The organism is Streptococcus pseudopneumoniae, assembly GCF_001072375.1.
Lineage (GTDB): Bacteria > Bacillota > Bacilli > Lactobacillales > Streptococcaceae > Streptococcus > Streptococcus pseudopneumoniae_L.
In genome coordinates this window covers 1-24,721 of sequence record NZ_JVKV01000082.1, presented here as the reverse complement: position 1 = coordinate 24,721, position 24,721 = coordinate 1, and the positions used below count along the sequence as shown (strand labels likewise).

At 38.8% G+C, this 24,721-nt stretch carries 27 protein-coding genes and 1 tRNA gene; 6 read left to right on the top strand and 22 right to left on the bottom strand.

The features are described from left to right. Positions 1 to 13 precede the first annotated feature (13 nt). From ADH31_RS06895 to ADH31_RS06880, 4 genes are read right to left on the bottom strand one after another with little or no spacing between them, the layout of a single operon-like run. Positions 14 to 1,756, bottom strand: a complete 1,743-nt coding sequence (locus ADH31_RS06895) for an ABC transporter ATP-binding protein (RefSeq protein ID WP_049509746.1) — start codon at positions 1,754 to 1,756, stop codon at positions 14 to 16. After that, positions 1,746 to 3,491, bottom strand: a complete 1,746-nt coding sequence (locus ADH31_RS06890; protein WP_049509744.1) for an ABC transporter ATP-binding protein — start codon at positions 3,489 to 3,491, stop codon at positions 1,746 to 1,748. The genes ADH31_RS06895 and ADH31_RS06890 overlap by 11 nt, the downstream gene beginning before the upstream one ends. A 54-nt stretch (positions 3,492 to 3,545) precedes the next feature. Beyond that, a complete protein-coding gene (locus tag ADH31_RS06885; RefSeq protein ID WP_049509743.1) occupies positions 3,546 to 4,181 on the bottom strand; it encodes a DUF421 domain-containing protein in 636 nt (211 codons plus the stop codon). Further along, positions 4,178 to 4,633 (bottom strand): DUF3290 family protein, encoded by a 456-nt coding sequence (locus ADH31_RS06880; protein ID WP_049509741.1) that lies wholly within the window; start codon positions 4,631 to 4,633, stop codon positions 4,178 to 4,180. Before ADH31_RS06880 ends, ADH31_RS06885 begins: the two co-directional genes overlap by 4 nt. A gap of 132 nt (positions 4,634 to 4,765) precedes the next feature. Here ADH31_RS06880 and ADH31_RS06875 point away from each other — a divergent pair, with 132 nt between their 5' ends. Further along, positions 4,766 to 5,593 (top strand): exodeoxyribonuclease III, encoded by an 828-nt coding sequence (locus ADH31_RS06875; RefSeq protein WP_049509740.1) that lies wholly within the window; start codon positions 4,766 to 4,768, stop codon positions 5,591 to 5,593. 11 nt (positions 5,594 to 5,604) lie between these two features. Then, entirely contained in the window at positions 5,605 to 5,991 is a 387-nt protein-coding gene (locus tag ADH31_RS06870) for a bleomycin resistance protein (RefSeq protein ID WP_000386133.1), read from the top strand. Positions 5,992 to 6,080: 89 nt separating this feature from the next. Here ADH31_RS06870 and ADH31_RS06865 read toward each other — a convergent pair whose 3' ends face one another. The 9 genes from ADH31_RS06865 to ADH31_RS06830 all read right to left on the bottom strand — a co-directional run bounded on the left by ADH31_RS06865 (position 6,081) and on the right by ADH31_RS06830 (position 13,531). After that, positions 6,081 to 6,989, bottom strand: coding sequence for a type II restriction endonuclease (locus ADH31_RS06865; RefSeq protein ID WP_049509739.1), 909 nt, complete (start codon positions 6,987 to 6,989; stop codon positions 6,081 to 6,083). Beyond that, on the bottom strand, positions 6,989 to 7,147 hold the full coding sequence (locus tag ADH31_RS10110) for a hypothetical protein (RefSeq protein WP_162837409.1): 159 nt from the start codon (positions 7,145 to 7,147) through the stop codon (positions 6,989 to 6,991). The genes ADH31_RS06865 and ADH31_RS10110 overlap by 1 nt, the downstream gene beginning before the upstream one ends. A gap of 14 nt (positions 7,148 to 7,161) precedes the next feature. Further along, positions 7,162 to 7,965, bottom strand: coding sequence for a hypothetical protein (locus tag ADH31_RS06860; RefSeq protein WP_049509737.1), 804 nt, complete (start codon positions 7,963 to 7,965; stop codon positions 7,162 to 7,164). Further along, the gene (locus ADH31_RS06855; protein WP_152904340.1) at positions 7,949 to 8,761 is read right to left on the bottom strand and encodes a DNA-methyltransferase; all 813 of its coding nucleotides are present in this window, start codon (positions 8,759 to 8,761) and stop codon (positions 7,949 to 7,951) included. Before ADH31_RS06855 ends, ADH31_RS06860 begins: the two co-directional genes overlap by 17 nt. Continuing rightward, positions 8,751 to 9,605, bottom strand: a complete 855-nt coding sequence (locus ADH31_RS06850) for a DNA adenine methylase (RefSeq protein ID WP_049509735.1) — start codon at positions 9,603 to 9,605, stop codon at positions 8,751 to 8,753. The genes ADH31_RS06855 and ADH31_RS06850 overlap by 11 nt, the downstream gene beginning before the upstream one ends. A gap of 121 nt (positions 9,606 to 9,726) precedes the next feature. Further along, entirely contained in the window at positions 9,727 to 10,131 is a 405-nt protein-coding gene (locus tag ADH31_RS06845; RefSeq protein WP_036759319.1) for a PaaI family thioesterase, read from the bottom strand. 69 nt (positions 10,132 to 10,200) lie between these two features. Further along, entirely contained in the window at positions 10,201 to 11,682 is a 1,482-nt protein-coding gene (locus ADH31_RS06840; RefSeq protein ID WP_049509734.1) for a UDP-glucose--hexose-1-phosphate uridylyltransferase, read from the bottom strand. Further along, the gene (locus tag ADH31_RS06835; protein ID WP_049509733.1) at positions 11,682 to 12,341 is read right to left on the bottom strand and encodes an HAD family hydrolase; all 660 of its coding nucleotides are present in this window, start codon (positions 12,339 to 12,341) and stop codon (positions 11,682 to 11,684) included. Before ADH31_RS06835 ends, ADH31_RS06840 begins: the two co-directional genes overlap by 1 nt. An 11-nt stretch (positions 12,342 to 12,352) precedes the next feature. Beyond that, positions 12,353 to 13,531: a galactokinase gene (locus tag ADH31_RS06830; RefSeq protein WP_049509732.1), complete on the bottom strand. Its 1,179-nt coding sequence runs from the start codon at positions 13,529 to 13,531 to the stop codon at positions 12,353 to 12,355. Positions 13,532 to 13,699: 168 nt separating this feature from the next. On the opposite strand from ADH31_RS06830, the gene ADH31_RS06825 reads away from it, so the two are divergent. Further along, a complete protein-coding gene (locus ADH31_RS06825) occupies positions 13,700 to 14,701 on the top strand; it encodes a LacI family DNA-binding transcriptional regulator (RefSeq protein ID WP_049509730.1) in 1,002 nt (333 codons plus the stop codon). Positions 14,702 to 14,762: 61 nt separating this feature from the next. On the opposite strand, the gene ADH31_RS06820 is transcribed toward ADH31_RS06825, so the two are convergent. Both ADH31_RS06820 and ADH31_RS06815 read right to left on the bottom strand, forming a co-directional pair. Continuing rightward, positions 14,763 to 15,800 (bottom strand): zinc-binding dehydrogenase, encoded by a 1,038-nt coding sequence (locus ADH31_RS06820; RefSeq protein WP_049509728.1) that lies wholly within the window; start codon positions 15,798 to 15,800, stop codon positions 14,763 to 14,765. 79 nt (positions 15,801 to 15,879) lie between these two features. Beyond that, a complete protein-coding gene (locus ADH31_RS06815) occupies positions 15,880 to 16,776 on the bottom strand; it encodes a cation diffusion facilitator family transporter (RefSeq protein ID WP_049509726.1) in 897 nt (298 codons plus the stop codon). Between the two features lie 132 nt (positions 16,777 to 16,908). On the opposite strand from ADH31_RS06815, the gene ADH31_RS06810 reads away from it, so the two are divergent. The 3 genes from ADH31_RS06810 to ADH31_RS10345 are packed head-to-tail and all read left to right on the top strand — an operon-like array spanning position 16,909 to position 18,305. Beyond that, on the top strand, positions 16,909 to 17,448 hold the full coding sequence (locus ADH31_RS06810) for a TetR/AcrR family transcriptional regulator C-terminal domain-containing protein (protein ID WP_049509773.1): 540 nt from the start codon (positions 16,909 to 16,911) through the stop codon (positions 17,446 to 17,448). 15 nt (positions 17,449 to 17,463) lie between these two features. Next, the gene (locus ADH31_RS06805) at positions 17,464 to 17,934 is read left to right on the top strand and encodes an HXXEE domain-containing protein (protein ID WP_049509724.1); all 471 of its coding nucleotides are present in this window, start codon (positions 17,464 to 17,466) and stop codon (positions 17,932 to 17,934) included. 35 nt (positions 17,935 to 17,969) lie between these two features. Further along, the gene (locus tag ADH31_RS10345) at positions 17,970 to 18,305 is read left to right on the top strand and encodes a glucuronide permease (protein WP_080980081.1); all 336 of its coding nucleotides are present in this window, start codon (positions 17,970 to 17,972) and stop codon (positions 18,303 to 18,305) included. A 73-nt stretch (positions 18,306 to 18,378) separates the two neighbouring features. Here ADH31_RS10345 and ADH31_RS06800 read toward each other — a convergent pair whose 3' ends face one another. The 7 genes from ADH31_RS06800 to ADH31_RS06770 all read right to left on the bottom strand — a co-directional run bounded on the left by ADH31_RS06800 (position 18,379) and on the right by ADH31_RS06770 (position 24,673). Next, complete coding sequence (locus ADH31_RS06800) at positions 18,379 to 19,896, bottom strand: ABC transporter permease/substrate-binding protein (protein ID WP_049509723.1); 1,518 nt, start codon at positions 19,894 to 19,896, stop codon at positions 18,379 to 18,381. Continuing rightward, a complete protein-coding gene (locus ADH31_RS06795; RefSeq protein WP_049509722.1) occupies positions 19,889 to 20,617 on the bottom strand; it encodes an ABC transporter ATP-binding protein in 729 nt (242 codons plus the stop codon). Before ADH31_RS06795 ends, ADH31_RS06800 begins: the two co-directional genes overlap by 8 nt. Continuing rightward, positions 20,610 to 21,464, bottom strand: a complete 855-nt coding sequence (locus ADH31_RS06790) for an SDR family oxidoreductase (RefSeq protein ID WP_049509720.1) — start codon at positions 21,462 to 21,464, stop codon at positions 20,610 to 20,612. The genes ADH31_RS06795 and ADH31_RS06790 overlap by 8 nt, the downstream gene beginning before the upstream one ends. 18 nt (positions 21,465 to 21,482) lie before the next feature. Then, positions 21,483 to 21,932 (bottom strand): MarR family winged helix-turn-helix transcriptional regulator, encoded by a 450-nt coding sequence (locus tag ADH31_RS06785; RefSeq protein ID WP_049509718.1) that lies wholly within the window; start codon positions 21,930 to 21,932, stop codon positions 21,483 to 21,485. Positions 21,933 to 22,064: 132 nt separating this feature from the next. Further along, positions 22,065 to 22,769: a hypothetical protein gene (locus tag ADH31_RS06780; RefSeq protein ID WP_049509716.1), complete on the bottom strand. Its 705-nt coding sequence runs from the start codon at positions 22,767 to 22,769 to the stop codon at positions 22,065 to 22,067. Between the two features lie 148 nt (positions 22,770 to 22,917). Continuing rightward, entirely contained in the window at positions 22,918 to 24,051 is a 1,134-nt protein-coding gene (locus ADH31_RS06775) for a DUF4767 domain-containing protein (protein WP_049509715.1), read from the bottom strand. Positions 24,052 to 24,585: 534 nt separating this feature from the next. Continuing rightward, positions 24,586 to 24,673, bottom strand: a tRNA-Ser gene (locus ADH31_RS06770). Positions 24,674 to 24,721 lie beyond the last annotated feature (48 nt).

The following is a 24,721-nucleotide window of genomic DNA, read 5'->3' as shown; positions in this document are numbered from 1 at the left end:
AAGGAATTCTTCCTTAGGAAAGAGCTCCTGCCTGCAAACTATACATCTTGTGATAGTTTCCACCTAATGCTAGGAGTTCCTCGTGGGTTCCACTTTCGATGATACGTCCCTTATCTAGGACATAGATACAATTAGCATCCTGAATAGTAGAAAGACGATGGGCAATGGCAATGGTGGTTCGACCCTGTCTCATCTTGGCTAGGGAATTTTGGACCAAGGCTTCTGTTTCAGAGTCGATATTGGCTGTCGCTTCATCCAAAATCAGAATTTTCGGTTGACTGGCAACGGTTCTAGCAAAGGCAAGAAGCTGACGTTGACCAGTGGAGAAACTCGAACCACGCTCAGATACAGGGGCTTCATAACCTAAAGGAAGATCCTGAATGAAGGAATCTGCGTCGACAAATTCTGCTGCAGCCTTGACTTGGTCATCGCTGATATCTTGGTACATGGCGATATTGGACTTAATGGTCCCATGATAGAGGAAGGGGTCCTGTAGAACCAAACCGATGTTTTTTCTCAGCTCCTCTTGACTATACTCTCGAATATCCACACCATCTAGGAGAACCCGACCTGACTGGAATTCATAAAAGCGCATGAGAACATTAATGATAGATGATTTTCCTGATCCAGTATGTCCGACAAAGGCAATGGTTTCACCTTTATTGACGGTAAAGGAAATATCATCGAGAATTTGGTGTTTTCCATCATAAGAGAAGGACACATGCTCAAAGCGGATATTCCCTTCTTGAATCTTGGATTGGCCATTTTCTTGGACCGGTTCATAGTTGGACTCATCGATCAGTGCAAAGACACGACCTGCTGAAACCATAGATGTCTGAAGGGTAGAAAAGTTTTGTGTTACCTCGATGAGGGGGTCAAAGAGACGATTGATATACTGGATAAAGGCATACATGGTTCCTGCTGTTATGCCTAAATAAAGACCACGATAACCAAAGTAAGCCATCAAAACCGCATAGCCCAAAAGCTTCAGTAAGCTCATGGCCGGACGTAAGAAGAGGGAATCTAGGGCAACTGAACGGTTAGCGTAGACCAGATGATCCTGGTTTATCTCATCAAACTCTTCTTGCAGGCGCTTTTCTTGGTTAAAGGCTTGAATAATGCGAATCCCTTCGATATTTTCTGCCAGCTTACTGTTGATATCTGATAAGAGACTTCTGGTTTTTTCGATAACCTTGACCGATTTTTTACGGTAGAGATTGACCAAAAGGAAAATCAAAGGTAGAAAAAGCAATACTAAAGCTGTCAGACGATAATCCAAAACGAGCATGGTATAAAGGGTTGTCACAAAGATAAAGACTGCTGAGACAAAGCTGGACAAAATCCCTGAAAACATATCACTAATAGTCTCAGTGTCATTGGTCAAACGCGAGACGATAGATCCTGCAGGTGTTTTATCAAAATAAGACATGCCTAGCTTTTCCATATTGGCAAAGGCATCACGTCGAATATCTCTAACGATACTGTAGGACACTCGCGCAAAAAGAAGGTTCCCCACATATTGGACAAAGGTTTGGAGAATGTAGAGACCATAGTAAACTAGCAAAACTGTAATGGCAAGCTGGTTGAGATTATGTAGATACTGGTCGATAAAGTGCGAAGCTACCAAGGGGATGATACTCTTGATAACAGTCGTCGTAAGGAGAAAAGCTAAGGCTAAAAAGGTTAGGAGACCATAGGGCTTTAGATAGGACAACAAGCGTTTCAATACAGTCCATTGTTCTTGTTTATTGCGCATCTTCTTCTCCTTTCATTTCTAATTGTTGTGACTGGTAGGTTTGTGCGTACCAACCATCCAAGGCTAGTAAGTCTTCATGAGTGCCTCGTTCAATAATGCGACCATTCTGCATGACCAAAATCAAATCCGCATGAACAACTGCACTGAGACGATGGGCAGTGATGATGGTGGTCTTGTTCTTGCGAGTTTCCTTGAGATTATCGATAATAGCGAACTCTGTTTTGGCATCTACCGCCGATAAGGAATCATCTAAAATCAAGATATCAGGATTTAGAATCATAGCCCGACTCATAGCCAGACGTTGCTTTTGTCCACCAGATAGACTGACACCTTTTTCGCCGATAACCGTATCAAATCCCTGGGGCATGGCTTGAATGTCTTGATAGACTTGAGCCAACTTGGTTGCTTCTTCTACTTTTGAGAAAGGCAGGTCAGGATTCCCAAATCGAATATTGTCTAGGATAGAGCTTGCAAAGAGAAATTGGTCCTGTGGGACGTATCCCATCAAACTACGCAAGTCAGATAGTCGATAGTCACGAATGTCATGACCATTTAGATAAATGGCTCCTTGATCAACGTCATACTCACGTAGGAGCAACTTAATCAAAGCAGTTTTTCCTGAACCAGTTTGTCCAACCAAGCCCAGAGTTTGCCCTTTTTCGAGACTAAAATGAATATCTTTCAGTGTCTCTTCGTCTTCAAAGGCAAAACGATCAATAGCATAGTCCAAACGGCCATTTTCAATCCCGTCAAGTGGAGATTCCGGATCGTTCACAGGTGATTCTTGAGACAAGAGACTCTCAATCCGTTGATAAGAAACCTTCCCTCTTTGAGTAATATTAAAGAGGAAACCAATCGCCATCAAAGGCCAGACTAACATATCTAAGTAAGAAATAAAGGTGACCAGATTACCAACGGTTACTTGTCCCGCTTGCACCATAAAGGCACCGACTAAGAGAGTTAAGGCATAGGAAGAACCAACAAAGAGTAGAACCATGGGGTCAAAGAGACTATCATATTTCATGGTTTGCAGATTCTTTTGGAAGGTCAAATCATTGACTTCCTGGAAAGATGCCAATTCATCAGACTGATAGCCAAAGGACTTGGTTACCTTTATACCTGATACAGACTCCTGAACCTTATTATTAAGTTCAGAAAAGGCTGCTTGTGATTCTCCGAAAGCCTTATGGGTCTTTCTCCCCAAACGACTAGTCGCATAGGCCATAAACGGCAAAGGTAGAATGGCAACCAAGGTCATCTGCCAAGAAATGCTAAAGAGCATGGTCAACAAAGTTACCAAGGCTGTGATTGAGGCATCCACTGCCGACATAACTCCCCCACCGGCTAAACGAGTCAGGGCATTGATATCATTGGTTGCGTGAGCCATCAAATCCCCTGTTCGATAATTCTGATAAAAAGCAGGCGACATTTTTGTAAAGTGCTCAAATAGTCTTGAACGCATGATTTGTCCCAGTCGGTAGGAGGTTCCTAGGATATACATGCGCCAAACGTAACGCAGATAGTACATCCCGAAAGCAGCGAGCAGGAGATAAAAGAGATGAAGCAAGAGCTCATCCTGTGTTAATCGTCCTGAAGTAATGGCATCAATTACGCGCCCCATAACCATCGGTGGGATGAGGTTGAGCACAGAAACCAAGACTAGAGCCACAATTCCAACGAGGTAACGACGTTTTTCTAACTTAAAAAACCACCAGAGTTTTTGGATGATAGACATAAAATTCCTTTCTAATGACAAATGGAAACCTGAGGCATGAACCCCAGGTTTTTCTTATTCATAGGTGACGACACTTAGTTGACCCTTGTCATACTCAGCGATAAAGATATTGGCCACATTATCATACCCTTGCTTATTCAGATGATCTATGAGCCATTCTTCCGTTAAGCTGAGAGTATCGAGGACATCCGACTGAATGACACCATCTGTGATGACAGGATACTTAGGATTTTCATCTCCATTTTGTACCACGATGAGCTGACCGTTTTGCTCTTGGACAGCACGCTTAACTTCTTTAAGCTGGAAGATACCTTGACTACGAAGTTTAAGGGCTACGTCAGAAGCTGATAAGCCAACAGATCGACAGGCTTCTGGATCGATTTCCCCATTTTTGATGAGCATAGTTGGTTTCCCGTCAATCATTTGTTTTACAAAGCCAACGTTATTCGTAAGCCACTTGAGAAGCAAAACTAAAATCGTCCACATAATCAAGATAACTGCATACTGAAGGATGGTAATAGAGCTATTATAGATAACCCCGCCGATAATTCCCCCAAGAACATAGTTTTGGATTTGGTCAATTGCTGAGTTGGGCGCTAGATTTCCCTTCCCTGTCACGTTGATAACAAAGACAAGAGATACAAGACCTAAAGCCAGTTTAATCAGAATTTCGATATAGTTAAATGTCATTTGTTTGCCTCCACTAATTCAATGTCACTTGTTTGATACAAGTCAAGTTTTTCCAAGAGATATTTATCCGGCTCACTGCCGCTTAAGGCACGGTAGAATTTGTCTCCTACCTTGAGAAGGGCACCATCTGTCGTTGCAGAAGTATTGACGTAGACCTCTGATTTATCCACCCCTAAATCCTCAGAAACAACTTCTATAAAGTGAAGTGAAGTTTGAAATTGGTTGTTGGAAGCTTGATTTGACTGATATGTAGATACAATCCCGAGAATGACAGCCAGTAAAGCCAAAGACGAGATCATCACCAACTCGCGAAACTTGGTTCCTCGATGGTCGCGGTAAGCCTTAAAAGCAAAAAATCCAGTGATGGCAAGCAAGAATACTCCAAAGCCAATCATGACACTGTTTTGTTGGCCAATCTGGCTCAAAACATATTCATATGAGTAAAATTTCATTTATTTTCAATCCTTTACATAAATCATTCTTTATTATATAGGAATGACCTTCATTTTTCAAACTATACGTTGGGGAAATGTATTCTTTTCTGGTATAATATTGTCTATAATCTGAATGAAAAGGTACACACTATGAAACTAATCTCATGGAACATTGATTCCCTCAATGCAGCGTTGACGAGTGACTCTGCGCGTGCGAAATTGTCACAAGACGTCCTCCAAACCTTGGTAGCCGAAGATGCTGATATTATCGCTATCCAAGAAACCAAGCTTTCAGCAAAAGGCCCTACAAAAAAACACCTTGAGGTACTGAAAGAACTCTTCCCAGGTTACGAAAACACCTGGCGTTCCTCTCAAGAGCCTGCCCGTAAAGGCTATGCTGGAACCATGTTCCTCTATAAGAAAGAACTGACCCCAACTGTTAGCTTCCCAGAAATTGGCGCACCTTCTACTATGGACTTGGAAGGCCGCATCATTACTTTGGAATTTGATGAATTTTTCGTGACTCAGGTCTACACACCAAATGCTGGGGATGGTCTCAAACGCTTGGAAGAACGTCAAGTCTGGGACGTCAAATATGCGGAATACTTGGCTGAACTAGACAAGCAAAAGCCTGTCCTAGCAACTGGAGACTACAACGTTGCCCACAAGGAAATTGACCTTGCCAACCCAGCCAGCAACCGTCGTTCACCAGGTTTCACAGACGAAGAACGTGAAGGATTTACAAACCTTTTAGCCAAAGGATTTACAGATACCTTCCGCCATATCCATGGCGATGTGCCAGAACGCTATACTTGGTGGGCACAACGCAGCAAAACTTCAAAAATCAACAACACAGGCTGGAGAATCGACTACTGGCTCACAAGTAACCGTGTGGCAGACAAGGTTACCAAGTCAGATATGATTGACTCAGGCGCACGCCAAGACCATACACCGATTGTCTTGGAGATTGAATTGTAAGGAGTTTCTTTATGGACTACAATGCAGTTATTCCCGAGTTTATGGTCTCAAATATAGAACAGTCCCGTTCCTTCTACTGTGATTTGTTGGGTTTTACTATCGAATACGAACGACCAGAAGAAAACTTTCTCTTCCTATCTCTTGAAGATTGCCAACTAATGCTAGAGGAGGGGAGTAAGGAGGAACTAGCTGAACTAAACTACCCCTTTGGTCGTGGAGTCAACATCTCCTTTGGCATAGAGGATGTCCCTCGACTCTATCAGAAAGTAATCGAGTCTAACTATCCTATTCATCGTCCTTTGACTAAAAGAGAATTTCGTGTTGGTGAACAATATATCTATCCTCATGAATTTGCAGTTTTAGACCCAGATGGCTATTTTTTAAGATTTAGTGAATAAGATAATAGATCGCTAGAGTATAAGAAAAAGAGGCATGTGCCTCTTTTTTATGTTTCTTGTCACTTACTTAATTTTAAAGTTCAATAAGTCTATTGTCGAAACAATTCAGATAAAAATCCTTCTCTCAACATTTCTAAGTTAAATACATTAGTAATATGACTAAATGCTTCTGCCAACGGTAAATGAGCGGTTAACCATCCTTGCCCATCAGTAACCCATACAAATTCAACATCATCATCTGATGTTACAACAAATTGACTAAGTTCTGTAAATTCTCCTGCTACGGATTTTAATTTACTACCGCCTCCACCATAGTAATTTGTTTCAAGCAACCAAACTTTATGTTTTTCTTTAGAATAAACTGCAACATCAAATCGTCTTTCAGATTTATCTACAGGTACTTCAATTCCCCACTCATTCTTAATAAATTTAGCCGTAGCTTGAGCTTTCCACTCTAATTTTTGCTCCTTAGAAATTCTTGATACATATCTTTCTAGAATTCCCTCCATAGTTTTCCCACTTCGGTTTTTACGAGCATTACTATCTAATCCAGTCTCAACTCCATAAACATAATCAACTAATGAACGATTAGCATGTCGTTGTAAAAACTTTAACAAACCAGATTTCTCAATAAATTTCATGTAATCATCTATTCTGCTAGCATCTATCGTTTTGAAATTCAATTGCTCAAAAGACATATTATCGTCATTATCTATTGTCAGAATATCCAAAACTTTATCTCGACTTGCGATTAGGCTAGGAATAGCTTTTAACAAATTAGGTTGTTTAGTAAATAAACGTAGAGCTTCTAAATAAATATCATCTTTACCAATTAAGTAGTTCAAAGTATTCAATTCTAATTCATACTTCTTTGTCTCACGGTCAACTTTCTTCCAATTCACATAGTACTCAGGAGTACGATTGGTTACTGAAAGAGTATTTAAAAATTGTTTTAATCGGTCTTCATTTGAAAGATATATATATTTTTGTAACTTCATTACCGGCACTCCTTACACCAAGATTGATTTCTAATATTATCATTCCCCATATTACGGTATCCAAAATCATCAATCGACTTTTCTTCACCACAATGAGGACATTTTCTTGTTACAGTACCATTGTTATAACCATCTGCGTTAATTGTAATCCTTACCATTAATATAATCTCCTTTAACAATAATTTTTGTTATTATCCAATTCAATGCGGTCTTCCTCAATTTCATTTGTAAAATACCATTCCTTTAATTCCTTCTTAGGAATAAATTGAGCTCCGTTGTTAAATGCATTTGATTTAACCAATCTTTTTAATTCTTTTTCGTTATCAAATAAAACTTCTACATACCTGCCAAAGCAATGTTCACGTCCTTTATAATTCTTAGAGCCAATAATTTTAGGGTAGTTTAATTCTTCAATGACAGCAATATAACTAATTATATTAATCAATTCCTGAAAAGTATATTTTCCTATGCTATCTAATTCAAGTAATACTATATTTAGAGAGTTTATACCTTTCTCTATAACTTCATAATTCAAGTTATTAATTCTTTCTTCTGATATTTTCCTCAATTTTCCATTATATATAAAATATTCTTTAAAAAAAATATCAATACTTGTTAAAGGGTGTTTTGCTATAGTTTTCAAAAATATATAAATAATGTTCTTTACTAAATTTACTTCATTTTTTGTTTTTAGACACTTTCTTATAATTTCTTGACAAATTGTTTCAAATTTAACATCTTCACTCCGATACTGAACTAAACAATCATATGATGTTCTCTTCAAGCGATTTTTTGTTTTCACATCTATAGCTTTAAAACCATAAAATTTTAAAATAATACCTTGCGGCGTCTCTATAAATTTTGATTTTGGTAGTTCCCCATTTTGAATAGCTTCTGTGAAGCCCTCTTCATCTAATTTTTGTATTAAATCAATCCCAAATTCCTTATATGTGGCATATTCACCTGTTTGAAGCATAAGATTCTATCTCAATTCTTTGTTTTGCTATTTTCAAATATTCTTTTTCAGCATCAATACCTATAAATCTTCTACCTAAGCGTTTAGCAACTACTCCAGTTGTTCCACTTCCCACAAACGGGTCCAAAATATAGTCCCCTTCTTTAGTAGAAGCCAAAATTATACGTTCCAATAAATATTCTGGTTTTTGCGTTGGATGCTTCCCAGCCCATTTCTCAGCTTTTTTCGTCAAGGCTCCTGTCCAAACATCTTTCATTTGCTTACCATCATTTAGCTCTTTCATCAAATCGTAATTGTAATAATGACGAGCTTTTTTATCATTTTTTCTTGCCCATAAAATAGTTTCAGTAGAATGAGTAAAATAACGACAGGATAAATTGGGTGCAGGGTTTGTTTTCTGCCAAGTAATATTATTTAGAATTTTAAAACCTTCTTGCTCTAATGCCATTCCAACTGAGTAAATATTATGCAAACTCCCTGAAATCCATATAGTCCCATTAGGCTTCAAAACTTCTTTTGCTAAACGAATCCATTTACGGTTGAACTCATGCTTTTCCTCAAATGAGGAAATCTTATCCCAATCCCCTTTATCAACGGAAACAACTTGTCCCCCAGAATTAGATATCCCACCATTACTTAGAAAATATGGTGGGTCAGCAAAGATCATATCCATGCTCTCTGGTTTCATTTTTGATAATAATTTAAACGTATCTGCATGAACAAGAATCATTTTGTCTTTATTATAGTATGGTTTTGTCATTAAAACACCCCCATACTTATATTCGTTAATTTTCATAATTTGTGACTATAATTTCAGAAATTTTTCCTCGACTGGAAGACTTAGCTCCATTTGTTCGTGTAGCCTCTACATAATGGATATTAAAATCTCGATATAACTCCTCTACTAAATGACTCGATGAATTTGACAACATTACATATGCTCCTGCATCACTTAGTCTCCTAAATGTATCTCTTAATCTAACTTGGTCCTCATAAGAAAAACCTTCATGAGTATACGATGTAAAAGCGCTTGTCTCAGATAATGGAATATAAGGAGGATCGAAATAGATAAAATCACCTTCTTGAACATCTAAGAGTGCATCCTCAAAATCGCCTGTTCTAATCTCTATTTGATTGCTATTTAGATAATTTGAAATAGCAAATATTAACTCTTCATCAACAATTTTAGGATTTTTATAGCTACCGTATGGTACATTGAATTGATTTTTAGAATTCACTCGATATAAACCATTGAAATCAACTCTTAGCATATATAGAATTCTAGCAGCTCTTTGGACATCAGACATATTGTTTATTCTATCATCACGATCAGCTGAGCGTAATTGTAAGTAATAATCTTTTGAATTATTTTCCTGATGATACTTCAATAAGTCAATTAACTCCTGAGGATTATTCCTAATTTGTTGATAACAGTTGATTAACTCAGCATTATAATCATTAATAACAGCACTTTCAGGAGCTAAATCAAAAAATAATGCCCCTCCTCCGATAAAAGGTTCATAATAATCATTATACGTTTCAGGCATAAGTTCTTTTATGATAGGTAATAATTGCCTTTTTCCACCTGTCCATTTAGTGAATGGTTGTAGAATAACTTTTTTCGTTTGTTCAATATTCATACTTATTATTATACCACATATAAGTAACCATTAGCTTGGTATTTCACTACTCTTATATATTTCTCTGGAACTTATTTAATAAATTAAAATGAGTAGGATAATTTTTCCTACTCATTTCTTCCTATATCCTCACCTGTCTATCTTCAGATCGTTGTCCTGTGACAAACATGGTGAAGGTTGCCTTGCAGACATTTCGGCCATCTTGGTTGGTGATATCAACATCGACGACACAAGTGGTGCGTCCATGATGGACACATTCCCCCTTGATAGTGAGAACGTCCCCTAGATTTCCAGCTTTCAAATAGTTGATAGAAGACTGGAGCGTCACTCCATCTAAGCCAAGCGAAATCACCACAAGTCCACTGATTTGGTCACAAAGGGTAAATAGATAGCCTCCATGGGCATTCCCATAATAGTTGAGTGAGGAGTCCACTACTTTTGTCGTCACCACAACGTGACCATCTCTCATTTTTTCAATTTCGTAGTTTTCAAAGGCAGATATAGCGTCAAAGTGAAAATCTTTCATACTTTCCTCCTGATGTTTCAAACGACACTATGATACTACTTTTCAAGACTCTACGCAAGGGAGAAGCACTTATTCGGGCAAAATACCAACCTGCTCGACAAAGCGCATAAAGGCTGCTTGTCCTTCTTCTGTTTGCTTATAAACTCCTGCATCTTCCAATACCCGAGCGAAGATTTTACCTACAGATTCTTGGACGATTTCAAGAGCTTGGTCTTTATCAGTCAATCCAGGATGACTTTCTTTCAACTCATCTGCCCATTTTTTGTGATAATCTGCAACTGGAACATCCTCTCCGACTAGGTAAGTTGCTACTTGCTCCACTTCTTCCTTCAATCGTGGTGGCAAGATTGCCAAACCCATGACCTCTATCAAGCCGATATTTTCCTTCTTGATATGTTGGACATCCTTATGAGGATGATAGATACCATCTGGATGCTCTGGAGAGGTTTGATTGTCTCTCAAAACCAAGTCCAACTCAAACTGTCCATCTCGTTTACGGGCTATCGGTGTGATGGTATGGTGCGGAGTTCCATTGCTTTCCGCCAAAACCTGCACACTTGGATCGGAGTATTGACGCCAAGACAGTAAGATTTTCTCAGCAAGGTTGGTCAAATCGTCTTTTGAATCCGAAGTCAATCGAATGACTGACATAGGCCACTGAACAATCCCCGCTTTGACAGATTCAAAACCTTCAAAGGTAAAGCTTTTCTGAATAGGAGCCACTTCCATTGGGAAGACATGACGCCCACCTTGATAATGATCGTGCGTCAGAATGGAACCACCCACGATTGGTAGGTCAGCATTCGAACCAGCAAAGTAGCCTGGGAACTGCTCCACAATTGCTAACAAACGTTCAAAACTTTGGCGACTAATAGCCATGGGACGATGTTGGCTATCTAGGAAAATACAGTGCTCATTAAAGTACGCATAAGGCGAATATTGGAAGCCCCACTCCTGACCAGAAATGTCAAAACGAATGATGCGATGATTGCTTCTAGCTGGATGGTTGACACGACCATGGTAGCCTTCGTTTTCCATACAAAGCTGACATTGAGGATAGTTGCTCGACTTGACCAACTTGGCTGCCGCTATCTCTTTTGGATCCTTTTCAGGCTTAGAGAGATTGATAGTAATCTCCAGTTCACCGTAGTCAGAAGGAACACGATAAGCAATATTCTTTGCGATAGCCTTTAGTTTGATGTAGTCATTCTTCTGACTGAGTTGGTAGAAGTCCGCAATCGCCTGCTCTGATGACTGGGCATAGGTAGCCCAAAAGTCACGATTGACCTGACTTGGACAAGGGGTTACCAAGTCCATGAGGTCGGCACCGAGAATCTCACGCGCAGCCAGACTATCTTCAATCGTTTCCAAGCGAACTGCTTCCTCAACAAGCTGATCTTTTAGTTCAATCAAATCATTTTGGTCAGTCTCAACTTCAAGAACTCCATCTCCCACCAGTGCTAAAACACGATTGGTCAGATAAATCCGATCCAACTCTTCAAAGGTGCTTTCTGCAATGACTTTGGTAACAAATTTTTCTACTAAGGTCACTAGAAAACCTCCTTCTTACTTTCTAAATAGTCTCTAACAGCATCCAAATCCTGAAAAACTTGTTCTGTTTTATTTAAGAAAGACTGTGCTGGTATTTTTAAATCTGGAATACAAATAACTGGAATCCCAGCTCTAGATGCCGCTTCAATCCCTGCTTCACTATCCTCTAGTACCAAGCAATTCTCTGGTAAAACGTTCAAATCACTACAGGCCTTTAAAAATATATCAGGGTATGGTTTGCTTCGCTTTACATCTTTTGCAAAAACTAAATGGTCAAATAGTGATAGTATACCATTGCTATCCAATATCATTCTAGCTCGAGATTCAACACTTGAAGTTGCTAAAGCGATTGGAATGCCTTCTTTTTGCAAATAAGTAAGCAAATTTTTAGCACCTTTTTTTAAATTTACACCTTTGGCTAAGATTTGAGCTTCCAGTTCATAAACTTTATCCAAGGTTTGGTCAAAGTTCCAAGGTAAATCATAGGTATCCAAAAATCGTTGAACATTCTCCTCTTCCCTATGTCCACTGTAGTCTCTAGAATAAGTTTCTTCTGTGAAAGGAATTCCAAAATCTCTAAGCAATTCTTGATAAACTTTTAGAGAAATGATTTCAGTATCGGCTAATAAGCCATCTAAATCAAATATTACAGCTTCCATATCCTTCTCTCCTAGTCTAAAACGTGAGTTCCACCTGCAACTTCAGCGATATAGAAGCTTGGAGCGTAACCAACGATTTCTTCATAGTGTTTGCCAACAGCTTCTTTAAAGGCTTCAACCGCATCTTTTTGAACCAAGGCAATGGCACAACCACCAAAGCCTGCTCCTGTCATACGAGCGCCTAGAACACCTTCTTGAGCCCAAGCTGTATGAACAAGGGTATCTAATTCCAAACCAGTCACTTCATAGTCATGCTCAAGTGAAACATGAGACGCATTCATCAAACGACCAAATTTTTCCAAATCTCCCGCTTGAAGTGCTGCTTGCGCTTTAAGAGTACGTTGGTTTTCAAGAACTGCGTGGCGAGCACGTTTCAAACGATTTTCGTCTTTGATGAGGTAACTGTATTCATCAAAAGCCCATTCATCCAATTCGCCTAAAGTCTGGATATCCAAGGCCACTTGAAGTTCTTCCACTGCTTTTTCACACTCAGCACGGCGTTCATTATATTTAGAATCTGCAAGTTCACGGCGTTTGTTGGTATTCATGATCACAACAACATTGTCTTTCAAATCAAGTGGAACCAAGTCGTATTCTAGAGTATTTGTATCTAGGTAAATAGCTCGTTGATCTGCTCCCATACCGATAGCAAATTGGTCCATGATACCAGAGTTAACACCGATAAAGTTATTTTCTGTTAGTTTTCCGATTTTAACTAAGTCTAGACGGTCCAATTTTAGGTCAAAGAGATATTCTGCTACGACACCTGTCAAAAGTTCCAAAGATGCTGAAGAAGACAAGCCCGCACCATTTGGGATATTCCCAAAGACATAGAAATCAAAACCTTTGTCAATCACATGCCCAGCTTCTTGCAAGAAATGAAGGACACCTTTTGGATAGTTGGTCCAGTTGTGCTCTTTCTCAAACTTAAGGTCAGCTAGAGGAACTTCGATGATACCTTTGTCCTCAAAGTTTGCTGAGTAGAAACGCAAGACTTGGTCATCACGCTTGCGTGCGGCCCCATAAGTTCCTAGTGAGATAGCTGCTGGGAAAACATGCCCACCGTTATAGTCAGTATGTTCCCCAATCAAGTTGATGCGCCCTGGTGAGAAGAAGGTTTGGTCTGCTTCTTGACCAAAAACAGCAAGGAAATCCTTGCGAAGTGCTTCAGCAGTAAGATGTTGTGTCATATGAATTCTCCTTTTACGAAATATTAGGTAAAAAAGTTTATCCTGTAATCGTTTTCTTCTATTGTACCCAAGGGTTTTGCTTAGGTCAACATTTTTACCGATATTTTACTAAACTATGAGTAAAAAGGAAGAAAAATATGCTATAATAACCTAAAAAGGAGGGGAATTATGGCTACACTTAAAGATATTGCTCAGCTAGCCTCTGTCTCGATCGCAACTGTATCCCGTGTCCTCAATCGCGATCAGAGTCTATCTGTGACAGAAGAAACCAGACATCGTATTTTAACCGTTGCCGAAGAACTAGGCTATACCAAACATCTCAAAACAGGTGAATCACATAAACTCAAACAGAAAATCGCTATCATCCAGTGGGTCAGTGAACAGGGAGAGTTAGAAGATCTCTACTACTACCAGATTCGCCTAGGAATTGAAAATAGAGCCCAAGAATTAGATTACGACATCTTGCGCTATTTTAATGACCAACCTTTTACGCTTAGCGAAGAAGTGATTGGGATTCTTTGTATTGGGAAATTTAGTCAAGCACAGATTGCATCATTTGAAGAATATCACAAACCCCTAGTATTTTTAGACAGTGATACGATTGCTCTTGGTCATACCTGTGTCATTACAGATTTTAATAATGCTGTTAAACAGGTTGTTGATTACTTTACAGATCATGATCGTAAAAAGATTGGTATCCTATCCGGTCTTGAAACTACTACTGACCATGAAGAAGTCATCGCAGATAAGCGTTTAGATTACTTTATATCCTATACGCAAGAAAAAGGAATTTATAACGAAGAATTCATTTTCCAAGGCTCATTTACTGCCCAATCTGGATATGATTTGATGACGGAAGCTATCGAAAAATTAGGGGATAAACTTCCACAGGCCTTTTTTGCTGCCAGTGATAGTTTGGCTATTGGTGCCCTTCGCGCCCTTCAAGAAGCCAGCATCAGCATTCCCGAGCGCGTCAGCATTATTTCCTTTAATGATACCATTCTAACCAAGCAAGTGTTCCCACCACTTTCCAGTATCACAGTCTACACCGAAGAAATGGGACGCACAGGAATGGATATTCTTAACAGAGAAGTTCTTCATGGGCGTAAAATTCCAAGCCTCACCATGCTTGGAACTAAACTGACGTTAAGAGACAGTACCTTGCATTAAGTACAACACTTGAACATAAAAAACCTAATAGAGATTCTCAAATCCTATTAGGTTTTTCTTTTTAATCCATCACAATCATAGATTTAATGGTCTTGCGTTCATCCATGGCCTTATATGCTTTGTCAATATCTTCTAGTTTGTAACTTGAAGTAAAGACACGACCTGGATTGATATCACCATCAAGAACAGCTTTGAGCAAGAATTGCTTATCGTATGTTGTTGCAGAAGCTGCTCCACCTGCAACAGAGATATTTTGCATAAAGGTTGAACCAAGAGCACGATTCTTATAATGTGGAACTCCTACAAATCCCATGCGCCCTCCATTATGAAGGACACCTAGTGCTTGCTCAACAGCCGCTTCAGTACCGACGCACTCAAGAGCGGCGTCTGCTCCACCACCGAGAATTTCTCGCACCTTGGCAATGCCTTCTTCTCCTCGCTCAGCTACAACAGCTGTCGCTCCTGATTCCAAGGCCATCTTTTGACGATCTTCGTGACGACTCATGAGGATAATTTGTGAAGCGCCACGAATTTTAGCTGCGATGACAGCACATTGCCCAACAGCCCCATCGCCAATTACGACAACTTTATCACCTGGTTTCACATCTGCCACACGCGCTGCATGATAGCCTGTCGGCATGACATCAGCCAGAGTCAAGAGGGATTTAAGCAGTCCTTCTGTGTAGTCAGACGGTTGTCCAGGAATTTTTACAAGGGCCCAATTAGCGTAGTGGAAGCGGAGATATTCAGCTTGGAAATTTCCACCTAGGTTATTTCCAATATGATTGTCACAGGAACCATCAAATCCAGCCCGACAGGCATCACATTCCCCACAACCATGAGTAAATGGCACAATCACAAAATCACCGGGCTTGACCGTGGTAATGGCTTCTCCAGTTTCTTCAACGATTCCAATCGCTTCGTGTCCACTATTTTTATGTCCCGCTTTAATATCTGGATTTCGGTAACTCCAAAGATCCGAACCACAAACACAAGCACGAACTACACGGATAATGACATCATCCGATTCTTGAATGCTTGGACGTTTAACTTCTTCAATGCCGACCTGACCTGCCTTGGTATAAATTGCTGATTTCATAAACATTTACCTCTCTGTATCTAACTTACTTCAAGTATACACTTTTTATGAAGCTTTCGCTCACTTATACTACGTCTCATTAATGATGATGTTCATGACTTTTATCTACTTCCAACTCCTCAATTTTGCGCTTATGGGCTTGGTGAGTTTCTAGATCTGCATCAACCTCAATGGTGATATTTTGGAAACCACAATCTTTGAGCATGCTTCGAATCGATTCCTTGCAGAGCTCCATCTGTTCAATTTCTTTTAGACAAACATGGACAATGGCATTTTTCTCCAAACCATCCATGGTCCATAGGTTAAGCTGATTGATACTAGCCACATACTCCAACCGTTCCAAATCACTCTTTACTTGCTTGATATCCACTCCTTCTGGCACGGCGTCGAGGAAAATCTTGAGTGTAGACCAAAAACGTGGAATAGCCTTTAACAGAATGAAGAAGGAAATGACAAGAGATAAGAGCGGATCCAGAATATACCAGTCGGTGAATCGCAGAACAATGGCCATTAGGATAACAGCCAGCCAACCCAGAGTATCTTCCAGAAAATGCAGGCTAAGAATGGATTCGTTTTTTGTTTTTCCCTTGCGAACTACTAGACTCGCCAGCACATTAATGCTAACAGCAATGATTCCTAGCCAGAGGATACCCTCATCATTGACCGCTTGTGGATGAAAGAGTTTCGTTATATTCTCCAAAATGACTAAAACAGATCCTGTCATGAGAATCACAGCCGTTACCAAGGCACCTAAGAGACTAAAACGTTTGTACCCCAAGGTGTAATGACTATCTTCTTCACGATTGGAGATTGTTTCTAGAAATGCTGATAGCCCAATTGCGATTGCATCTCCCAAATCATGGACAGAGTCAGCAAGAACAGCACTAGAACCAAATACTCCACCAGCGATAAACTCGACAATGGCATAACTCAAATTTAAGAAAAAAGCCAACCAAATGGACTTTTTTGCAGTCATTTTTTCTCCCTCCTTTGCTATAATAGTTATAGGAATATCTCCTCACTAGTATTATCTAACAAATCCTAATGAAAGGATAGAAGCAAGGGTTCAGTTATGTTCGTTACTGAACAGTTTGTTCAAATTGTCCATATGACTGCTCAAGATCGTCGCATTACCAAGACTCGAAAAGCCATCTATGCTGCTTTTTTGCAATTACTAAATCAAAAAAACTTTGAAACCATCACTGTTCAGGAGATAATTGACCTAGCAGATATCGGTCGCTCCACCTTTTACAGTCACTATGAAAGTAAGGAACTGCTTCTAGACGAGCTCTGCCGTTATCTCTTTCATCATCTTTTTGAACGTGAGGAAAATATATCTACAGAAGCTTATTTGGCTCATATCTTTTCACATTTTAAGAAAAATCAGGACCACGTCACCAGTCTTCTTTTCTCTAAAAACGACTACTTCCTCCGTCAATTGCAGAAAGAATTGGAACACCATGTTTATCCTATGGTCGCAGAGGACTTGCAAGTTTCCTATCCTAATATTTCTGCTTCTTATCTCAAACACTATGTTGTAACTAACTTTATCGAAACATTGACCTGGTGGCTGAAAAAGGGGAAATCTTACACAGAACAAGAAGTTATCCAGTTTTATTTGGAGATTTTAAAAGTGGGCTCGAACTAGAAAGGAGTATTTTCAATGACTAGCGTGCAATTTTATTTTCTATTTCCATCACTATTCATGCTTCACGAACTCGAAGAAATCGTTTTGATGCCATCCTTTGTCAAAAAAATATCAGCGCAGTTTCCAGATAATCTAATCCTTTCTTATTACACGCCTTTTGCTTTCAATGCTATTGTCTTAGAGCAATTTTTGATCCTACTTCTTTCGCTTTTCCTTAGTTACTGGTTTAACAACTATACCATTTACGCAACCATTGTAATTGCTTATATCTACCATGTTTTCGGACATCTGATTCAGACAGTCGTTATTCGAAAATATGTGCCTGGCTTGTTAACGGGCATTTTAACGAGCTTGTTTTCTCTATGCAATCTCAAAAATGAATTTCCAATTATACTTTATGGTTACTCTCTTTTTACCTTGTTGGTTATCATTTTAAATCTTGTAGTTTCATTTATGATTCTTCATAAAATCAGTCATAAAAAATAGCACTCAGGCAATCATATCCTAGAAAGGAAACATCTATTTCACTTTATCTTATTTTTAGCATCATCACAACCTTCTTAGCCCTTGCCTTTGCTCTTCTTCATTTATTGACCTGCCTTTCAGAATTAAGAAAGGGCAAGAACACTCTAGGAAATCGACTTCTGTTCATAGGAAGTTGCCTTGCGACCTTATCTCTCATCCTCTACTTCCTTTTGCCGATTGTTGCTTTATTCATTTGGCTGATTGGTTGTGGTTTGATTTGCTACGGAGCCTATTGGAATGGCAAACGAAAAGAAAACTTTCATCCAGCCCACCATCTTATTCGAATTGGAATCGCACTGGTTCTTACTATCTTGTTAGCCTTGATACAATAAAAAAGGACCGTCTGATCCTTTTTTTATTTACTGATAAGAGTATCAACTAATCCAATACTCCTTTGAAACTTTATTACTTAAGTATTCCTTCTTGAAGGAGAAACTCACGCGCCACTTCTTCAGCTGATTGACCTTCCACACCAACCTGATAGTTCATCTGACTCATCTGGCTCTCAGTGATTTTACCAGCTAGCTTATTGAGGACTGCTTCCAACTCAGGATGTTTTTCGAGTAATTTAGCTTTCATGAGTGGAGCGCCTTGATAAGGCGGGAAGAGGTGCTGATCATCTTCTAAAATTTGAAGTTGGTAACGCTCGATTTCTGGATCTGTCGAGTAAACTTCCATAATCTGTATATCACCAGCCTTGATTGCATCATAGCGAAGGGCTGGCTCCATTGTTGCCACATTAAGATTTAGTCCATAAACAGACTGTAACCCCTTGTTTCCATCCTCACGATCATTAAACTCCAGAGTGAATCCCGCCTTGAGCTGTCCTTCTACTTTTTTCAAGTCTGAAATCGTCTTAAGCCCATATTCTTGCGCAATTTTTTTAGGAACTGCTATAGCATAAGTATTTTGATAAGCCATGTGATTCAGCAAGACTAGATTATCCTGCTTCTTAATGCCATCACGCGCTACTTCATAAACTTCTTCAGAGTCATTGCTCACTTTAGGAGCTGGCTGCAAGAGAGAGCCTGTAATAGTACCTGTAAATTCTGGATAGATATCAATATCCCCTTTTTTCAGCGCTTGGTAAAGGAAATCTGTCTTCCCAAAATTGGGTTTTACCATCACCGTCATATCCGTATTTTCCTCGATGAGAAGTTTATACATATTCATGAGAATCTCAGGTTCAGGTCCTAACTTCCCAGCAATGACGAGATTGTCTTTCTCATTATGTGGAATGATGCTTGGAGCATAACTAACTCCCAAACCAAGGACCATGACAGCAAAGGTCGAAACAATCGTACGTAGCTTTGCCTTTTCCAACCATTTGAGAATGACATTAAAGAGAATGGCCAAGACGGCTGATGAGATTGCTCCGATTAAAATGAGACTAGCATTCCGACGATCAATTCCCAAAAGGATAAAGGAGCCCAATCCTCCAGCTCCCACAAGAGCAGCTAAAGTCGCTGTCCCAATGATCATAACAGTTGCTGTACGAACCCCCGATACAATGACTGGCATGGCAAGTGGAATTTCAAACTTTTTGAGTCGCTCCCACTTGGTCATTCCAAAAGCAATCCCTGCCTCCTCAAGACTAGGATCAATGCCGTTCAAGGCTGTAATCGTATTTTCTAAAATCGGGAAAATAGCATAAATGACTAGAGCTGTGAGAGCTGGTAAGGTTCCAATCCCCATAAAAGGAATAAAGAGACCCAACAAAGCCATTGAAGGAATGGTCTGGAAGATACCCGCAATTTGTAGCATCCAATTCGCCGCTTTTTTGTGGCTATTTAGATAAACCGCAAGCGGGATGGTCAGAAAAATAGCAACCAATAAGGTCAAAAGAGATAATTGTAAGTGTTGCCCAAGAGCTGTTACCCATTCACTAAAACGCTCTTGAAATGTTGAAATCAAATTAGACATGAAGGCTACCTCCAAACAAGTTTGCTACAAAGTCTGTCGCAGGCGCTTGTAAAATTGTTTCAGGGTCTGCCACCTGGCGAATTTCTCCATCCTGCAAAACTGCAATTCGATCCCCTAATTTTAAGGCCTCATCCGTATCATGTGTTACGAAGATGGTCGTCATGCCGAACTCCTTGTGCAATTCTTTTGTAAGAGCCTGCAACTGCTTGCGAGAGATAGCATCCAAGGCTGAAAAAGGTTCGTCCATCAATAAAATTTTTGGTTCCCCAATGATGGCTCGCACAATGCCAATCCTCTGTTGCTCCCCACCAGATAACTCGCTTGGTAACCGATGAGCATACTCTGCAGCAGGGAGACCAACCTTGTTCAAGAGTTCTTCTGTTTTAGAAGTGATTTGCTCCTTACTCCAGCTCTTCATTTCAGGAATGAGAGCTATATTTTCAGCAACGGTCAAGTTAGGAAATAGGGCAATGGCTTGAAGGACATAGCCGGTACTGAGACGTAATTCTCGTTCATCATAGTCTTTGATGCGTTTTCCATCCATATAGATATTGCCATCTGTCGGTTCCAAAAGACGGTTAAGCATCTTGATCATAGTGGTCTTTCCAGATCCTGAAGGTCCCACAAGAACCATAAATTCTCCATTTTCAATACGGAGATTGACATCTTTTAAAATGTTCTTTTCCGTATAGCGCAAGGCTACATGTTTGTATTCAATCATTTTTTTCCTCAATAAGTTTTCTGTCTCTAAGAATATCCAAAAGGTTGCTTGCTGGATGCCCTAGGACTTTTTCGATATCTGTTGAAACCCCAGCCTGTTCGTCAGCTTTAATCGCTGTATAGGTGCTGACCCAGGCATCGTACTCCCAAGTTTGTGCTGGCCATTTTTTCCGTGACTCATAGGCTTCTTCGACTGATTCATCTACATACATGATGGCCTTACCGGTCTCTTTTGAGAGAAGCTCTACGATTTCTTCCATAGAAAGTTCCTCAGGCCCTGTCAGATGCAAGGTTTGATTTTCCCATTTCTTAGCATGTAAGAGAATCTCTGCTGCAACACTAGATGTGTCCTTACGGGAAACTGCTGAAACTTTCCCACTTCCTGCTGGACCACGAATTTCTCCATTTTCAAGAGCAATATCTAACAAGAAGTCCAAGTAAAAATTATCTCTCAAAAATGTATAGGTGAATCCTAACTCCTTGATATAGGCTTCCGTCTTGGCATGATCTCGAGACAAGGTAAAGGTTGCTTTTTCATCTGCTCCGTAAAAGGAGGTATAGACGATATGCTGCACCCCAGCAAGCTTTGCGGCATCTAAAAAACTCTTATGTTCCTCAATACGCTCTGGATTTTCCCGAGCAGAGACCATCAATAAGACATCGATACCCTTTAAGGCTTCAACCACCTCTGGAGTATTGGCATAGGACATTCTACGGATTTCCGCAGACGCGTAAACTTTTGCACGCTCTGGGCTTCTTGCTAGATGGACTGAAGCGATTCCTTTTTTATCGACAAGGTCAGCCACATAGGAACCTAATTTCCCTGTTACACCTGTAATTCCGATCATAACTGTTACTTCCTTTCCCTACATATCATTTTCTTTAGCTTTTAGATTTGAGATTATACGCTCTTGATAGGCTTCAAATTCTCGGATTTCTTGATCTGAAAATCCTTGGTAGAAAATTTCACCCAATTCTTTGCTGACGCGGTCACCGATTTCTTTTTGCGCCCAACCGAGGTCTGTCAAAGAAATATATTTTTTCCTTTTATCCTGCGTGCAAGGTTGAATCGTGACCAAACCTTGTTCTTCCAATTTCTTAATCATACTGGTCAATGTATTATTGGCTAGACCCGTCGCAAGAGCGATATCGGTCGCAGTAGCACACCCCAACTCTTGCTTCCACAAAATCGTTAAAATTTTTCCCTGTTCACTTCGGTATTGAGCATCTGGTTCCTTGCTAAGCAACTTTTGAAAGATACGCCCATTTAACAATCGAATCTGTAGAGCTTGATAGCCCCCTAACATCTTGTCCATTTTGTCTCCTTTTTATTCTATATCGAACTTTCTAAACAAATTATAACTCTTTTAATTACATCTGTCAACTGTTTCGATATCGAAATAATAAAAACTTTCTACTCAAAAGCAGAAAGTCATTTTTTGATAAAATCAAACATGAATCACATCTGAATCATTCCTCTTAAAGAAACTACTATGCACCAGATAAGGACCATACTTAGAATTTTGACTATAAACCAACCATAAGGGTATGATAAAAATTTTTATAAAGTAGAGTAAGCAAAAAAGTAAAAAAGAACTAAAACTAATAGTTTTTAACTCAAAAAAGTAAAGATAACAGACAATTGATGTATTCAATAGAATATTAAATCCCGTAGCAAAACTAGCTGATAATATATTCGTCTTAATCTGAGGATTAAAGAGTTTGACAGCAAATAAAGCCAATAAAGAAATATTATAGACACAAATTGGCTTGTAATCATGACGATAAAAAACTAAACATTTATTGTTATAAAAATTAATCCCACTACTAAAATTACTCGCCTTGTTAATCCAAACATGCGAAACTCCACTAATATCACTCCAAGGAACAAATAAAGCTAATCTTCTAAGATAAATCCCTTTTGGAGATATAGAAAATTTCCAAGGGCAAAGAAAGTTAATACCAATACCAACTAAAATTAATAAAAGAAGGAAATACCCTAACTGTCTTTGATGAAACCTAAAGGCGTAATCAAAAATATTAACTGTTTGAATTCCTCGACCAACAATTTGATGAGCAGCCAAAAGATATAAAACAACTATAAATAGAACAAATCTATAATAAATACTATGAAACTTCACAATTTTTGGCATATATTCTCCTTACTGATAAAGACATCATCGAATAACACATTTCTATCTGACTTAACACAAGTATACCATTAAACACTCAAAAAGCATAAAAATAGAAGAAAGAGGTTTTTATAAAAAGAGCTTGGCCAAGACCAAACTCTTCATTTTTCTATTCTTCCTCAACTAAGCGCTTAAACTCTGCTTGGATCTCTGTATTCTCTGTAGGCTTTAAATACATGACTCCACCATTTGTTGTTGGTGAATGAAAAACAATCGCTTCCCCTGTATCAGTTATCGCAAAAAAGTAGCTGTGCACGTCTGGGTATTTATCCCAGTTACTATAGCGCTCCACAATTCGATACTTAGCGTTACCTAAACCTGTATCAGTGTATTCGGCATTCATTTTTTCGCTTGGTCCATCTCCAAAGGTATAGAGATTATCCGCACCAACATCACCACCAGAAATTCCCTTTTTGTAATTAGGTTGACCAAGTCTTTCGCCCCATCCTTTAATGAAGGCTTCTAATTTTGCAGATTTGCTTGCATTCCAAGGAGCTTTTTGTTTCTCCTCAGAGATAGAAGAGCTAGTAGGAGTTTCAAATTTTTGCCAATCAAAACCTCTTAAATCAATTTGATCAGATTCAGTTTTTCCAAAATTAGATCCAATATAATTAGTTTCTATTTGAAATTCTTTTTCCTGAAGTTTACTAGCCCTCTCTTGCTTTTCATTTAACTTATAAAGAGTTCCATAACCTTTACCAGTTCCTGACGACCAACTTAATTCAAGAATCTCCCCACCTTGATAAATAATTGCCGCATTCCTAGCTCCACCATGTCCTGCAGCAAAACCTTCTGCTAAAAGCACAGGTTTACCTTCTTGTATAGAGTACACTCCAGTTAAAAAGTATTTGCCACTTAAATTAAGATCCGCTACAAGTAACTCCTCAACGCCATCATCATTTAAATCAACAAAAGAGTAACGCATATCATCTGAACGGTTTATAGCATTTTCAATAGACCAACTATTGATAGGACGTTCAGTAGCTTTTAAACTTTGATAAAGATTTGAAATTGCAGTTGAATCATTCGAAGTAGAAAATATCTTTTGGTAATCATCAAAAACTGACTTGTACAAATCTTTATAATCTTTCTTAGACTCCCCAGACTTTATCTCATTACTAGTAGTTGAAGTAGATAAACTAACATCTTTACTAGAAAGCTCAGAATTTTGATTACTACAACCAACTGTAAAAAAACTAAATATAAGAATAAACAGACTTCCTACTATACTTCTATTACCCATAAAAATCTCCTATTAAAATGAATGGTGACCATAGCTTTGCTTACATTATATCAAATATTTGAAAATTTCGGTAAGATAAAAAAATCTTATATAAACAAATACTAAGTAAATAAGTTCTATAATTCTTATAATCGATACACCTTAAATAGATATTATATAACTAAATATATTGTAGAAAAATCCTATAAGACATATAACAAAAGAGATTAAACCATTATTTAAAGCTAACCTATAATACAGTTAAATGATTATACAAGCTTACAGGAAATTAAAGAAAAGACCATTAATCCATTGAAACAATAAAATATAAGTGAAAGATAGGAGCTAAGAAAAGTTACGAAATCATTAAACAATACTTTTATACTCCGTGACTTTAATAACATTAAGCCTAGAATCTTCCTAAACTTGAAAACAAAAAGAGCGAACCATTTTGTCTCGCTCCAGAAAGTAAGAATTTATCACTCAACCACAGTTGCCAAAGAAAGAAAATTTTATAATTAAGGGCACAAAAAAAGAGCTAACAAGCTCTAATTACGGAGAATAAGGGATTCGAACCCTTGCGCCAGTTACCCGACCTAACGATTTAGCAAACCGTCCTCTTCAGCCTCTTGAGTAATTCTCCTATTAATGGGCACGAGTGGACTCGAACCACCGACCTCACGCTTATCAG